We start from the raw sequence: 13,388 nt of genomic DNA, 5'->3' as shown, positions 1-13,388 counted from the left end.
GGCGATTCTGGCACCGGGCGCCCCGCCCGGCGAACCGATCAAGCTCCGCCGGGTCAGTTCCCCACCAGTCCGTTGCGGTAGGCGTAGACGACGGCGTGCACCCTGTCCCGCAGCCCGAGCTTCGCCAGGATCCGGGACACGTGGGTCTTCACCGTCTCCTCGCCGACATGCAGGCGCACGGCGATCTCCGCGTTGCTGGAGGCATCGGCGACGAGCAGGAGGACTTCGCGCTCTCGTGAGGTGAGCCGTTCGAGCTCCGCCGGTTCGGCGGCCGCGGGTTCGATACTGGTGGCGAAGGTCGACACCAGCCGCCGGGTCACCGTCGGGTCGATCAGCGCGTCGCCGCGCGCGGCCACCCTCATGGCCGAGACGAGTTCTTCGGGCGCGAGGCTCTTCAGCAGGAATCCGCTCGCACCGGCCCGAAGGGCGCGGTAGACGTACTCGTCGGAGTCGTAGGTCGTCAGCACGAGAACGCGGGTGTCGTTGCCGGGCGCGGACATGATCGCCTCGGTCGCCGCCAGACCGTCCAATTTGGGCATCCGGACGTCGAGGACCGCGACGTCCGGCCGCAGCGAGGCCGCCTGCGCGACGGCCTCGCGTCCGTCCGCCGCCTCGCCGACGCATTCGAAATCCGCCTGGGTGTCCAGCACCGCGCGCATCCCGGACCGGAACATCGCGTGGTCGTCGGCCAGCAGAACCCGGATCACTGTGCCTCCAAAGGAAAACCGACTCGAACCCGCCAGTGCCGCCCGTCGTCGAGCGGTCCGCATTCGGCCTGGCCGCCGAACAACGCGACCCGTTGCCTGATCCCGGCGAGGCCGCGTTTCGTCGATTCGGCCGACGCGTTCGGGCGGCCGATCTCGTTCGTGATCGTGAGGAGCACTTCCGTCTGCCGGTAGGCGAGGTCGATCTCGACGATCCCGCCGGCGCCGTGCCGGAGCGCGTTCGTCAGCGCCTCCTGCACGATGCGGTACAGCGCGATGTCCACCGAACCCGGGAGGTCGCGCGGCCCGCCGTGGCTGGTCAGCCGCGCGGGCAGCCCGGCGGTGCGGAGGTTGTCGAGCAGCTCGTCGAGGTTGTCCAGCCCCGGCTGCCGCTGGACGTCACCGTTCTCCTTGCCGTGCAACAGGTCCAGCAGACGCCGCAGATCGGCCATCGCGGCCCGGCTCGACGATTCGACCGCCGAGAGCGAACGCCGGACGGCGGGTTCGCCCTCCGGCAGCCCGAGCCGCGCGGCGCCGGCGTGCACGCCGATCGCGCTGACGTGGTGGGAGATCACGTCGTGCAGATCGCGGGCGATCGTCGTGCGTTCTTCGACGACGGCACGGCGGACGGCCTCCGCTTCGTGCTGTTGCCGTTGTTCCTCCGCGCGCTGGAGATCGGCGATGTACGCGCGCCGCGCGGTCGTGTAGCGGCCGACCATCCACGGCAGCAGCCCGCTCACACCGACGTCGATGACCAGCAGCCGCCAGTCCCGGTCGGCACGGTCGACCGGGATGACGTTGCAGGCGACGAGCCCGGCGAGCATCGTCACCAGGGCGGCCACCGCGGGTTTGGCCGAAAGCCAGGCGCCCGCGCGGTAACCCGCGATCAGCACGCCGGCGTTGGTGGCCTGCAGGTAATGGTCGTACGGGAACAGCAGGAGCGGCGCGGCGGCGAGCAACGCGCCGTGCGCGGCGGAAACCCAGCCGGAATACCGCGAAGGCCCGGCGAGCGCGGCGTTCGCGAGGATGCCGCCGATCAAGACCACCCACGCCTGCCAGCCCAGCGAGAGCGGCGGCCCGGCGATGAGGAACAGCCCGGCGTCGGCGACCAGGCAGACGGCCGCGACCGCGCACGCCTGCCTCGCCAGCGAACCACTGATGTCCCGCACGGGCTCAACTCTGCCCTATTTCACTGGACAGGGGTTCCTAAGATCGAAACCCATGGGGGCAGCGAAGACGCCCGTGCTCTGGACGACCGGGGCACCGGGAACCGGGAAATCGACCACCGCCTGGGGTTTATACACCCGCCTGACGCAAGCGGGTGGCAGCGTCGCGTACGTCGACATCGACCAGCTCGGGCTGATCGGCCCGCCGCCCGGCGGCGGGGACGCCGCGCACGCGATCAAGGCGGCCAATCTGCTGCGCGTACTGGAAGTCCTGCGAGGCACCGCGCAGCTCGTCGTGTCCGGGGTGGTGGACCCGGCGAAGCCATACATCGAAGACCCGGGCTTCGACCTCACGCTCATCCGGCTGACGTGCGATCGCGACGAACTCCGGCGCCGGTTTCTCGGGCGTGGCTCGCCCGCCGCGGCCTTGCCCGACCTCTTCGCGGTGGCGGACGTCTACGACCGCGCCGGTTTCGGCGAGGCGATGGACACGACCGGCCAGCGGCCCGAGCAGACCGTGGAAGCGCTGTTCCACCGCTGTGCCGTGGCCGACGGAACCGTTCAGTCGCCGGAGCCCGGACAGCCACAGCCCGGACCGGTGACCGTGGTGACCGGTCCGACGGCGGTCGGCAAGTCGACCGCCGCGTTCAGCGCGCTGCGGGACCTGTGGGAGCGGGACGCGCCCGTCGCGTACGTCGATCTGGCGCAACTCGGCTTCGCGAACCCTGGCCCGGACCCGGCACTTGAGGCGGCGCTGCTGTCGGCCGTCTGGCGCGGTTATCGCGACGCGGGGGCGAAGCAACTGATCGTCGTGGCCCGGGAGTTCCGCCCGGAGCACCGGCGGGTCTTCGACGCGGTCACCGTCGTCCACCTCGACGCGGACGACACCACGCTCACCGAGCGGGTCCGGCGCCGGGCCGAAGGTGAGTCCGCCTTGCTGGCGGGCGACGAGCTACGCGGCGCGCCACCCGGCGTACGGGACCGGGTGGCCGCGCGCGCGATCGCCGAGGCGGCCCGGATGCGGCGTTCCGGCGGTGATCGCGTCGTCCTCGACACCTCCGGGCAGGAACCCGCCGAAACGGCCGCCGCGCTGCTCGCCGTGGTGGCTCAGTAGCGCCGCTGACCGTCCTGGCCCTGTCCGGGCGGCCCGCCGCGCTGGTTCTGCCCCGGCTTGCCGATGGTCGTCGCCGTCGCGGTGTTCCCGGTGACCTTGGCGGTCACCATCACCGTCTCGCCGGCCTTGGGTTCGCCGGTCTTCATGGTCGACGCGTCGATCGTGTAGACCTGCTTGTAGCCGTCCTTGCTGGTCAGGCTGACGGAGGTCGCGCTGATCTCGGTGATCTCGCCGGTCTGCATCCGCTCGGTGCTGTAGCCGCCTTTGCCGTCGGAGACGACGAAGTCGCCGTGCAGCGCGTCGCGCGTCATCGCCCCGCCGGGGCCCATAAGCACCCGGCCGCCGCCGGGGCCGCCCATCATCGCGCCCCGTTCGGCGCCGTTCGCGGCGGTTCCGGCCCAGATCGCGGCGCCACCGCCGGCGGCGATCACCACCGCCACCCCGGCCGCGATCGCGGTCTTGCGACCCGACCAGGTCTTCTTGGGTTCGCCTTCCGGGACGGGCGCGCCCCATTCGGCGGGTTTGGTCGGTTCGGTCATCTGGACGCCTCCATAAGGTCGGTTGCGGCCATGGTCGGCGCCGTCGCTGTGCGGGAGCTGTGCCGCCGGTGGGCACGCGCTGTGATTCCGCCACGGCGGGGTGATCGTTCACAGGAAACGCACAGCCGGCGCACAGAGAAGCCTCATCGGCGCCGCCCAGGATGGCACCATGACCAGTGTGAACGTCCCTTCGTCCGGTTCCGCGAAGGCCGGCCTGCGCCGTGCCGACGGCAGCCCCGTGCGGGTGCTGGTCGTCGACGACGAGGCGACCTTGTCCGAGCTCGTGTCGATGGCGCTTCGCATGGAGGGCTGGGACATCCGCACCGCCGCCGACGGCACCGAGGCGGTCCGCGTCGCCAGGGAATTCCGGCCGGACGCCGTGGTGCTGGACGTCATGCTGCCGGATATGAGCGGCCTGGAAGTCCTGCGCCGCCTGCGTTCCGAGGTGCCGAACCTGCCGGTGCTGTTCCTGACCGCGAAAGACGCGGTGGAGGACCGGATCGCCGGGCTCACCGCGGGCGGCGACGACTACGTCACCAAACCGTTCAGCCTGGAGGAGGTCGCGCTGCGGTTGCGCGCGCTGCTCCGCCGCGCGGGCGGGGTCGCCGGGCCGAGCGGGTCGACGCTCGTCGTCGGCGACCTGACCCTCGACGAGGACAGCCGCGAGGTGCACCGCGGCGGCGATCCGGTGCCGCTGACCGCGACCGAGTTCGAACTGCTGCGTTATCTCATGCGCAATCCGAAGCGTGTGCTGTCCAAGGCGCAGATCCTCGACCGCGTGTGGAGCTACGACTTCGGCGGCCAGGCCAACATCGTCGAGCTGTACATCTCCTACCTCCGCAAGAAGATCGACGCCGACAGGGAACCGATGATCCACACGATGCGCGGCGCCGGGTATGTCCTCAAACCCGCGGGGTAGACGGCCGTGGTCCCTGCGGCGACGGCTGATCGCGCAGGTCGCGGGCCTGCTCGCGCTCGTCTGCCTGGTGGTCGGCGTGGTCACCGAACTGGCGTTGCGGAGCTTCCTGATCGACCAGCTCGACGCCCGTCTCGCCGAGACCAGCGAACGTGCCAGCCGCCCGCCGCCACCGGGCCGTCCCGGCGGGGAAAGGGTTCCCGAGGGCCTTCGCGCGTACGGGCAGAGCACCGGTTCGTTGTTCGTGAACCTCCTCCCTGACGGGCGCGTGGTCGCGGCGGTACTGCGGTCCAGTTACGACGCGAAGATCGCCGACCCGTTCCCGCACGACCCGATCGGCCCGGCCCAGCTCTCGGCCCTGCTGCGGTCGACGCCGACCGACAAGCCCACCGACGTGGACCTCGGCTCGCTCGGGGAATACCGCGTGGTGGCCAAGCAGGCGTCCAACGGCGGTGTCTCGATCACCGGGCTGCCGACCAAGGACGTCACGGATACCTTGTGGAGCCTCGGTTTCATCTTCGGCGGGGTCGCCGTCGGCGGGATCCTGCTGGCGGGCGCGCTGGGCGCGGTGACCGTGCGGCGCACCATGAAACCCCTCGACCGCCTCGCCGCCACCGCGACCAGGGTCGCCGAGCTCCCGCTGGATCGCGGCGAGGTCGCGCTGTCCGAGCGGGTGTCCGAAGTGGACACTGATCCGCGGACAGAGGTCGGCAAGGTGGGTTTCGCGCTCAACCGCATGCTGGGCCATATCTCGGACGCGCTGTCCGCGCGGCAGGCCAGCGAAAGCCGGGTGCGCCGGTTCGTCGCGGACGCCAGCCACGAACTGCGGACGCCGCTCGCGGCCATCCGCGGCTACGCGGAACTCACCCGGCGCTCCGGCTCAGAGGTGCCGCCGGACATCGCGTTCGCGATGGGCCGCGTGGAGTCGGAATCGACGCGGATGACCGGCCTGGTCGAGGATCTGCTGCTGCTCGCGCGGCTCGACTCCGGCCGTCCGGTGGTGCACCAGCCGGTGGACCTCTCCCGGCTAGTCGCGGACGCCGTCGCCGACGCGCATGTCGCCGGGCCGGAGCACAAATGGCTGCTGGAGGTCCCGCCGGAGCCGATCACCGTCCTCGGTGACGCGGATCAGCTGCATCAGGTGGTGATCAACCTGCTCGGCAACGCGCGCACGCACACCCCGGCGGGCACCGAGGTCGCCACCACGCTGTCCATAGTGGACTCGACGGTGACACTGTCCATTGTCGACGGTGGCCCCGGGATCCCGCCGGAGATCCTCCCGGAGGTCTTCGAACGTTTCGCCCGAGGCGACGACTCACGGTCGCGGGCGGCGGGCAGCACCGGGCTCGGGCTGGCCATCGTCGCGGCCGTCGTCGCCGCGCACGGCGGGCAGGTCGGCGTCGTCAGCCGCCCGGGACACACGGAGTTCCGGGTCGTGCTCAGGGCCGCCACTCACTGTTAGCGCCGCAGAGGATGACGCAGGGCAGGTCGCCTTCGGTCCTCCCGGCCAGCCACGCGGCGAACGGGACCGCGGCGGCCGGTTCGACGGCGAGGCGGAACGCCTCCCAGAGCCGGTCCCGCGCGGCGAGCAGTTCCTCGTCGCTGACCAGGACGGACGTCACCCGGTCCCGGAGCACGGCGAACGGCACGTCCCCGGCCCTGGTCGCGCCCAGCGCGGACGCGGCCACCGAGTCGATCTCCACGTCCACCGGCTCGCCCGCCTCCAGCGCGGCGCCGAGCGCGCGGCATCGTTCCGGCTCGACGGCGAACGTCGGCAACCCGGCCAGCGACGTCCCCGCGACCAGCCCGCCACCGCCGACCGCGACCAGGAAGGCGTCGACATCCGGCGCGTCCTGGACCACTTCGGCCGCGACGGTGCCCTGACCGGCGACGACGTCAGGGTCGTCGTACGCGTGCAAGTACCGCGTACCCGGCTCAGTAGCGGCTTCGAGCGCCTTCGCGGCCGCCTCGGCGTACGTCGCTCCGTGACGGATGAGCTTCGCGCCCGTGGCCTCGATCCGGTCCGTCTTCGCCTGCGGAGCCGACTCGGGCACGTACACCGTCGCAGGCAGATTCAGCAGCGAAGCCGCCGTCGCCACGCCCAGCCCGTGGTTGCCGCCGGACGCCGTCAGCACCCGTTCCGGCAACGGGCCGCTCACCAGCGCGTTCACCGCGCCCCGCAGTTTGAACGATCCGCTCCGCTGCAGATGCTCCAGCTTGAGCACCAGCGGCCGCCCGTCGACCTCGGCGCGCAGCACCGGCGTGCGCCGCACGAACGGATGAACCGCTTCGGCGGCCTTGAGGACATCTTCCCAGGTCGGAGTACTCATACCCCCCACTGTCCTCCATGCCGGGGAGGGAGTGACTACACTGGTCCTCGGATCCCGCGCGGCGTCCATCTTGTGAACCTCCCCAGGGCCGGAAGGCAGCAAGGATAAGCAAGCTCTGACGGGTGCGCGGGATCCCCTTTTTTGGGGGACTAAAAGATCCCGAACACATCCTTCGGCGGCACGGGCGACGGCAGGGCTTCCGCGTCCGTGATGGGTTTCGCCTTGCCTTGCAGGTCACGAAGGTCTTCTCCCGCGACGCAGCGCGCCGGATACGCCGACGAAGCGGCGCGGCGGGTCAGGTCCGCGACGGGGAGCTCGACGCGCGAAGCGGCGACCACGATGTTCCCGAACCGGCGCCCCCGGAGGACCCCCGGCTCGGCCAAGATCGCCAGGTAGGGGAAGGAATCCGCCAGCGTCGCCAAGAACCGGCGGAGGAACGGCAGGTTCGGCCCGTCCGACACGTTGGCGATGTAGGTCCCGGCCGGGCGGAGGACCCGCGCGATCTCGTTCGTGAACTCGACGGTCGCGAGCCCGCCGGCCAGGATTCCGCGTTCGAAAGCGTCCACGATGACCAGGTCGGCCGAAGCGTCGTACCTGCCGGAGACGCCTTCGCGGCCGTCGCCGACACGGACCTTCAGCCCCTTCAGGCCCAGCTGCTCGCGGACGAGCGCGACGAGTTCACCGTCGGCGTCGAAGACGAGCTGCCGTGACCGCGGCCGCGCCGCGGCGAGGTAACGGGGCAGCGTGCAGGCCGCCCCGCCGACGTGCAGCGCGTCGAGCGGGCCTTCGCCGAGACAGTCGACGACGTCGGCGATCCGGCGGATGTAGTCGAACTCGAGATCCAAGGGGTCGTCGAGGTTGACGTGCGACTGGGCGACGCCGTCGACCGAGATCATCCAGGCGTTGGGGCGGTCGGCGTCCTGGAGCAGTTCGGCGGTGCCGAAGCGCACCGGATAGCTGCCGGGGGTCGGTGCCGGTCTCACCTGTCGGGCCCTCCCGGTAGTCTCGCGGCCGTGGCATTAGCGCTGTACCGAAAGTACCGTCCGGCTACCTTCGCCGAGGTCGTCGGGCAGGAGCATGTGACCGATCCGCTGCGCACCGCGCTGGCCGCCGGTCGCATCAACCACGCCTACCTCTTCTCCGGCCCGCGCGGCTGCGGCAAGACGTCCAGCGCCCGCATCATGGCGCGGTCGTTGAACTGCGCGAAGGGCCCGACGCCGGATCCGTGCGGCGAGTGCAACTCGTGCCGCAACCTCGCGCCCGAAGGCCCCGGCAGCGTCGACGTCACCGAGCTCGACGCGGCCAGCCACGGTGGTGTCGACGACGCCCGCGAGCTGCGTGACAGGGCCTTCTACGCCCCGGCCGACTCGCGCTACCGCGTCTTCATCATCGACGAGGCGCACATGGTCACCACGCAGGGCTTCAACGCCCTGCTGAAGATCGTGGAAGAGCCGCCGGAGCACCTGATCTTCATCTTCGCGACCACCGAACCGGACAAGGTGCTCCCCACCATCCGGTCGCGGACGCACCATTACCCCTTCCGGCTGATCCCGCCCAGCTCCATGCGCGAACTGCTGGAACGCAACGTCGCCGCCGAGGGCGCGAAGGTCGAGCCCGCGGTGTATCCGCTGGTCATCCGCGCGGGCGGGGGTTCGGCGCGGGACACGCAGTCGGTGCTCGACCAGCTGCTGGCCGGCGCCGGGCCGGACGGCGTCGACTACTCGCGCGCGGTGTCGCTGCTGGGCGTCACCGACGTCGCGCTCATCGACGGCATGGTCGACGCGCTGGCCGCGGACGACGCGGCCGCCGTGTTCGGCACCGTCGAGCGGCTCGCGGAGGCCGGGCACGATCCGCGCCGGTTCGCCACCGACCTGCTCGACCGCCTGCGCGACCTGGTGATGCTGCGTTCGGTGCCGGACGCGGGTGAACGCGGCCTCGTCTCCGCGCCGGACGACGAGCTCAAGAAGATGAAGGAGCAGGCGGGCAAACTGGAGCCCGCCACGCTCTCGCGTTACGCCGACATCGTCCACAATGGACTCTTGGAGATGCGGGGCGCGACCTCGCCGCGGCTGGTGCTGGAGCTGCTGACGGCGCGGATGCTGCTGCCGTCGGTCGCCGAGAGCACCGACGCGTTGCTCGCCCGCCTCGAACGGCTCGAGCGCCGCGCCGCTGCGGCCCCGGCGCCCGTCGCCGCCGCTCAAGCCGCTCCGGTGGCGCAGTCCGCGCCAGCCCCGGCCGCTCCGCCTTCGGGGGAGCCGGTCCGCGAGTTCCAGCGGCCGTCGCAACGTGCCGCCGCGCCCGCTCCGGCGCCCCAGGCCCCTCAGCCCGCCGCGCGACCCGAGCCGGTCGCCGAGCGGCCCGCCCCGCAACGTCCTTCCGTGCCGACCCCGCCTTCTGCCGCACCCGAACCCGCTCCGGCCGCGGCTTCGGGCGATGCGACCGACGCGGACGGGATCCGCGGCCGCTGGCCGCAGGTGCTCGCCGCGATCCGCAAGGTGCCGGGCGGCCGCAGCACCGAAGCGATGCTCACGCAGGCGAGCGTCGTGAGTGTCGAGGGTCGCGCCGTCACCCTCACGCACAGCGCGGAGCCGCTGGCCCGGCGGCTTTCCGAGCCGCACAACGCGGAGCGGGTCGCGGCCGCGTTGAAGGAGGTTTTCGGCGGCGACTGGCAGGTGCGCTGCGTCCACGGCGCCGCACCGGCCCGGCAGGCCGCCGCGCCGAAGGCCGCGCCACCGCCACCCGCGCCCGAGCGTTCCTTCACCCGCCGGTCCGCCGAAGCGCCCAGCGCCCCTCCGGCGCCCCCGACGCCGAAGCCGGAGCCTCAGCGGCCGAAGGTGACGACGAGCGAGCCGGACATCCCGCTCCCGCCGGAGCCGGTCGAGGAGGACGAGGACCTCTACAACGAGGACGCGAGCCCCGCGCCGCCTCCTCCGCCGCTCCCGCCCGAGCAGGATCCGGAAGAGATCGCCCGGAAGCTGCTCGCCGACCACCTCAACGCCCGCCCCCTCGACGAACGCAAGTAGTCCTCTGAATGCGGGGCGTCAGCGGGTGAGGGTGACCCGCCAGGCCGGGTGATCGGTGCCGGGGATCGACGTCTTCCCGGAGCTCCCGAAGCCGAAGGCGCCGCCGGCGATGATGTGCTGCACGTTGCCGTCACCCTTCCGGAACGAGCCGGCGGGAACGCACGCCTGCGCGCTCGGATCGCCGGGGTAGCGCAGGTTCAAATCACCGCCGAACACGGTGCCGGTGCCGTACTTCGCCAGCAGCCCCTTCAGGGCCTGGCACTGCTCCTCGACAGCGGGCTGCTTCGTCGAAAGGTGCGTGGTGCACGCGTTCACCGTGCCGAACTTCGCGCACAGATAGGCCCGCTGCTCCGCGCCGCCATCCTGAGGCCCGTAGTAGCCGCCTTCGCGCGCCTTCACCGCTCCGAGGTCTTGCCTGGCCAGCACCGCGATGCCGTACTCACCCCGCCCCGACGTGCACGGATACGGCGTCGTCCGGCCGTTCTCCTTCTTGCCGACGGGCTGCCAGACGACCGTGTACGCCCGGCCCGACTGCGCTTTGACGTCGGCTGCCAGCTTCGTCGTCTCCGACGAACAGGCCTCGTTCAACGTCACGACGGCCGGGTTCGCCGCGACGATCGTGCTCGCCGCCTTCGCCATCGGGTTCGTCCCGCCCTGGTTGAAGCAGTTCGCGACCCCGCTGCGGCACAGGTTCATCTGCAGCACCGGGAAATCCGTCGCCGCGGCGGCGGGGGCGGCCGTGCCCGCGATCAAGGCGACGGCGGCGAGTACCGATTTCATGGAACGGTCCCTTCGTCGAGTTCCCCGGCGAGCAGTGCGGTGCCGAGCCGGGTGAGGTGGTGCAGGATGGCGCTGCCCTGCCGGGCGCTGGTGACGAGCCCGGCCTCGCGCAGCACGGCGGCCTGTTTGCTGGCCGTGCCGATCGAGGTGCCGAGGCATGAGGCCAGCTTGCTGGTCGTGCGCGGGACACGCAGCGCGCCGAGGCTTTCGGCGCGCGTCCGGCCGAGGAGCGCCACCAATTCGGGGGACACGTCCGCCGGGCGCGCGTTCGTCACGCTGGCGGGGTACAGCAGCACCGGCGGCAGCGCCGGATCGATGAAAGTGACCGGCGTGTTCGCGCAGAACCGGCTCGGGATCAGGGTCAGCCCCCGGCCGCCGAGATGGACGGTCCGCTGCCGGGGGTAGGCGATCTCCAGCACCTCGCCGTCCCAGCCGCGGACGCCGGGGATGCCGCGCATCATCGCCCCCGCCCCCTCGGTGGCCAGCGTGCGGACCCGCCGGGCGCGGTCGGCGGCGACGGTCTCGCGCATGCTGTGCCAGAACGGCGCGATCACCAGGTCGTACGCGTCGCGCAGGGCGCCGACCACCCCGTGGACCTCGTCGCGATCGCCGTCGGCGAGCCGTTTCACCCAGGTCGGGGCGGTGCCGGTGAACACGGTCCGGAGATCGGCGCACAGCCGTCCGCGAGGTGTGCAGGCCACCGCTTCGAGCCCGCTTTCGAAGGACCCCGCCGCCGTGGGCGGAGTCAGGAAATCGGGGAAGTTCCCCTTCGGTGGGACGAGGGTGAACAGCGCCTTCAGCGATCGTGCCGCTTCTTCGTTCTGACGCAGGTTCAGCTGGACCCGCTGCCGCCAGGCCGACGGGCGGTCCTCCCTCAGCTGATGCGAACCGAGGACCAGTTCCCACAGCGGGTCCGGTGCTTCGGCTATCCGGATCCCCTGGAGATCCTTCCGATCGAAGATCATGCGCAGAGTCATGCCTGGTCCCCCTCAAGACGGCATTTTCTTCTCCGGCGGTAACTCAAACGTGCCGGACGCGCTGAGACAAGCCGATCGGACCAATCCGGGAGGGTGGGACGACAAGTCCGCGCTGACCTGCGGAGACGCGGGCACGTGAGACGTTTCCGGGAGGCCCGGGGCGCGGTGATGTTTTCGCTGGGACGAAAAGGGGGTGTCCCGTTCGCGGGTCGTCGGTGACGCTTCGCAGGCACCATCCGGGGGAGGGACCCATGGCAGGAGGAGAACACGGCCGGGCCTTGGCGGAACTGCTCGAAGGGCTGAAACGGCGTAGCGGGCACAGCTACGAACGGATCGGCGCCAAGGCGCATCTGAGCCGATCGACCGTTCACCGCTACTGCAGCGGCGTCAGCGTGCCGGCCGCGTTCGGCCCGCTGGAACGGATCGCGACGGTGTGCGAGGCCGAGCGCGGCGAACTGTCGAAGCTCTTCCGGCTGTGGGAACGCGCGGACGCGGCACGGGGAGAGGCCGCGTCCGCGCCTCCCGTCCCGCGGCCGAGGGGACGGAACCGGATCAGGTGGTGGCCGCTGCTGGCGTCGCTCGTCATGGTCACCGTGGCCGGGGCGAGCGCGGTGCCCGCCGCGGAACCGGCCGCGCCGGCGCTCCACGCCCCGATGTGGACCGAGTTCCCGTCCCCTGTGGACAGTGCGTTCTTCGGGGTGACGGCGAACAGCGAGACCGGGCTGATGCCGACGTTCGGCGTCGGCGCGGTCCGGCTCTGGGATTCGGAAACCCGCTGGCAGAACCTCGAACCGGAACGCGGCAGGCCTGTGTGGTCCACTTTGGACAGGCTGGTCGACGGGGCGAACCAGGCGGGGCTCCCGGTGCTGTACGTCTTCGGCGGCACTCCGGGCTGGGCGGCGCCGGGCGGACCGCCGTCGGCCTACCCGGACGGCTCCCGGGCGGCGCCGCCCGAAGACCTCGCGGACTGGGACGCGTTCGTCGGGAAGGTCGTCGAGCGGTATCGCGGCCGCATCGAGTCCTACGAGCTGTGGGACATGGCCAACCACCTCAAGTACTTCACCGGTCCGGTCGAACGGCTGGTGGAGATGGTCCGGCGGGCGAGCCGGATCATCAAGGCGGGTGACCCCGGCGCCATCGTCGTCTGCCCGTCGATGGGGCACCTCGCCGATCCCGCGTATCGGCGGGTCATGGAGCGGTTCGGCGAACTCCGCGGCCACGAGAGCTGCGACGCCGCCGCGGTCAAGCTGCACCCGGGCAGGATGGCGGACCCGCCGGAGACGATGCTCGCCGTCGCGGACGAGATCCAGCGGAGCTTCCACCGCACCAACGGGCACGCGAACCTGTGGAGCACCGGCCCCGATTTCGACGTCCCGCTACAGCCGCCGGTCGATCCCGCCGTCGCCGCCGACCACGCCGCCCGCATTTTCTTGACCGGCCTCTACGCGCGCTTCAAGCGGATGTACTTCTACAACTGGGGAAGCGACCGCGTGCCGATCGTGCTCCAGCCGGCGGGCGGGCCGCCGACCCGCGCCGCCGCCCACGTCGAACGGCTGGGCCGCTGGCTCGACGGCGCGAAGATCCGGTCGTGCGGCGAGGGCACGCGGGCCGGGCTGCCGGAGAACCTGTGGCGATGCCGGTTCACGCGAAACGGCATGGAGTTCCGGATCGCGTGGGCGCCTTCGGGCACCGTGCGGCTGTCCGCGCCGGGCAGCGCGGAACGCCTCGACGGGACGCGGCCGGAGATCGAGTCGGGCTCCGTCGAGGTCGGCGGCAGTCCGGTGCTGCTGAAGCCCTAGGTCCCGTTGGTCGTGAGTGGCGATTCGGGTTCTAACCCGA

12 protein-coding genes and 1 other RNA gene are annotated in these 13,388 nt (G+C 71.6%); 6 read left to right on the top strand and 7 right to left on the bottom strand.

The window, feature by feature from the left end:
* Nucleotides 1-53: 53 nt before the first annotated feature.
* The gene (locus AORI_RS79530; protein ID WP_016337954.1) at nucleotides 54-707 is read right to left on the bottom strand and encodes a response regulator; all 654 of its coding nucleotides are present in this window, start codon (nucleotides 705-707) and stop codon (nucleotides 54-56) included.
* Nucleotides 704-1,873 carry a sensor histidine kinase gene (locus AORI_RS79525; protein WP_016337953.1) on the bottom strand — a complete coding sequence of 390 codons (1,170 nt, stop codon included), beginning with the start codon at nucleotides 1,871-1,873 and terminating at the stop codon, nucleotides 704-706. Before AORI_RS79525 ends, AORI_RS79530 begins: the two co-directional genes overlap by 4 nt.
* A 52-nt stretch (nucleotides 1,874-1,925) precedes the next feature.
* Between AORI_RS79525 and AORI_RS79520 the strand changes: the two genes are divergently transcribed.
* A complete protein-coding gene (locus AORI_RS79520) occupies nucleotides 1,926-2,984 on the top strand; it encodes an AAA family ATPase (protein ID WP_016337952.1) in 1,059 nt (352 codons plus the stop codon).
* On the opposite strand, the gene AORI_RS79515 is transcribed toward AORI_RS79520, so the two are convergent.
* Entirely contained in the window at nucleotides 2,978-3,523 is a 546-nt protein-coding gene (locus AORI_RS79515; protein ID WP_016337951.1) for a hypothetical protein, read from the bottom strand. The genes AORI_RS79520 and AORI_RS79515 overlap by 7 nt on opposite strands.
* A gap of 169 nt (nucleotides 3,524-3,692) precedes the next feature.
* Here AORI_RS79515 and AORI_RS79510 point away from each other — a divergent pair, with 169 nt between their 5' ends.
* Nucleotides 3,693-4,442 (top strand): response regulator transcription factor, encoded by a 750-nt coding sequence (locus AORI_RS79510; RefSeq protein WP_016337950.1) that lies wholly within the window; start codon nucleotides 3,693-3,695, stop codon nucleotides 4,440-4,442.
* Nucleotides 4,420-5,901, top strand: coding sequence for a sensor histidine kinase (locus tag AORI_RS79505; RefSeq protein WP_016337949.1), 1,482 nt, complete (start codon nucleotides 4,420-4,422; stop codon nucleotides 5,899-5,901). Before AORI_RS79510 ends, AORI_RS79505 begins: the two co-directional genes overlap by 23 nt.
* Here the strand turns inward: AORI_RS79505 and AORI_RS79500 are convergent.
* Nucleotides 5,879-6,769, bottom strand: coding sequence for a serine/threonine dehydratase (locus AORI_RS79500; RefSeq protein WP_016337948.1), 891 nt, complete (start codon nucleotides 6,767-6,769; stop codon nucleotides 5,879-5,881). The two genes, AORI_RS79505 and AORI_RS79500, sit on opposite strands and share 23 nt — an antisense overlap.
* Nucleotides 6,770-6,815: 46 nt before the next feature.
* Here AORI_RS79500 and ffs point away from each other — a divergent pair.
* An RNA gene (gene ffs / locus AORI_RS82660) (signal recognition particle sRNA small type) lies at nucleotides 6,816-6,910 on the top strand.
* Between the two features lie 8 nt (nucleotides 6,911-6,918).
* Here ffs and AORI_RS79495 read toward each other — a convergent pair.
* Nucleotides 6,919-7,752 carry a spermidine synthase gene (locus tag AORI_RS79495; protein WP_016337947.1) on the bottom strand — a complete coding sequence of 278 codons (834 nt, stop codon included), beginning with the start codon at nucleotides 7,750-7,752 and terminating at the stop codon, nucleotides 6,919-6,921.
* A gap of 30 nt (nucleotides 7,753-7,782) precedes the next feature.
* Here AORI_RS79495 and AORI_RS79490 point away from each other — a divergent pair, with 30 nt between their 5' ends.
* Complete coding sequence (locus tag AORI_RS79490) at nucleotides 7,783-9,792, top strand: DNA polymerase III subunit gamma and tau (RefSeq protein ID WP_043848445.1); 2,010 nt, start codon at nucleotides 7,783-7,785, stop codon at nucleotides 9,790-9,792.
* An 18-nt stretch (nucleotides 9,793-9,810) separates the two neighbouring features.
* On the opposite strand, the gene AORI_RS79485 is transcribed toward AORI_RS79490, so the two are convergent.
* Nucleotides 9,811-10,572 carry an endonuclease/exonuclease/phosphatase family protein gene (locus AORI_RS79485; protein WP_016337945.1) on the bottom strand — a complete coding sequence of 254 codons (762 nt, stop codon included), beginning with the start codon at nucleotides 10,570-10,572 and terminating at the stop codon, nucleotides 9,811-9,813.
* Entirely contained in the window at nucleotides 10,569-11,549 is a 981-nt protein-coding gene (locus AORI_RS79480; RefSeq protein WP_016337944.1) for an ArsR/SmtB family transcription factor, read from the bottom strand. The genes AORI_RS79485 and AORI_RS79480 overlap by 4 nt, the downstream gene beginning before the upstream one ends.
* Nucleotides 11,550-11,800: 251 nt before the next feature.
* On the opposite strand from AORI_RS79480, the gene AORI_RS79475 reads away from it, so the two are divergent.
* A complete protein-coding gene (locus AORI_RS79475; RefSeq protein ID WP_016337943.1) occupies nucleotides 11,801-13,348 on the top strand; it encodes a helix-turn-helix domain-containing protein in 1,548 nt (515 codons plus the stop codon).
* The last annotated feature ends 40 nt before the right edge of the window (nucleotides 13,349-13,388 follow it).

The sequence above is a fragment of the Amycolatopsis keratiniphila genome, assembly GCF_000400635.2.
Lineage (GTDB): Bacteria > Actinomycetota > Actinomycetes > Mycobacteriales > Pseudonocardiaceae > Amycolatopsis > Amycolatopsis keratiniphila.
Note: the sequence above shows the minus strand (reverse complement) of the source record. Positions and strands in the feature narration are given on the sequence as shown.

What these genes read in the sequence shown, in the direction of transcription:
- AORI_RS79515 (WP_016337951.1), bottom strand. Translation starts at nt 3,523, where the DNA reads ATGACCGAACCGACCAAACCCGCCGAATGGGGCGCGCCCGTCCCGGAA.
- AORI_RS79480 (WP_016337944.1), bottom strand. Translation starts at nt 11,549, where the DNA reads ATGACTCTGCGCATGATCTTCGATCGGAAGGATCTCCAGGGGATCCGG.
- AORI_RS79520 (WP_016337952.1), top strand. Translation starts at nt 1,926, where the DNA reads ATGGGGGCAGCGAAGACGCCCGTGCTCTGGACGACCGGGGCACCGGGA.
- AORI_RS79475 (WP_016337943.1), top strand. Translation starts at nt 11,801, where the DNA reads ATGGCAGGAGGAGAACACGGCCGGGCCTTGGCGGAACTGCTCGAAGGG.
- AORI_RS79485 (WP_016337945.1), bottom strand. Translation starts at nt 10,572, where the DNA reads ATGAAATCGGTACTCGCCGCCGTCGCCTTGATCGCGGGCACGGCCGCC.
- AORI_RS79500 (WP_016337948.1), bottom strand. Translation starts at nt 6,769, where the DNA reads ATGAGTACTCCGACCTGGGAAGATGTCCTCAAGGCCGCCGAAGCGGTT.
- AORI_RS79505 (WP_016337949.1), top strand. Translation starts at nt 4,420, where the DNA reads ATGTCCTCAAACCCGCGGGGTAGACGGCCGTGGTCCCTGCGGCGACGG.
- AORI_RS79510 (WP_016337950.1), top strand. Translation starts at nt 3,693, where the DNA reads ATGACCAGTGTGAACGTCCCTTCGTCCGGTTCCGCGAAGGCCGGCCTG.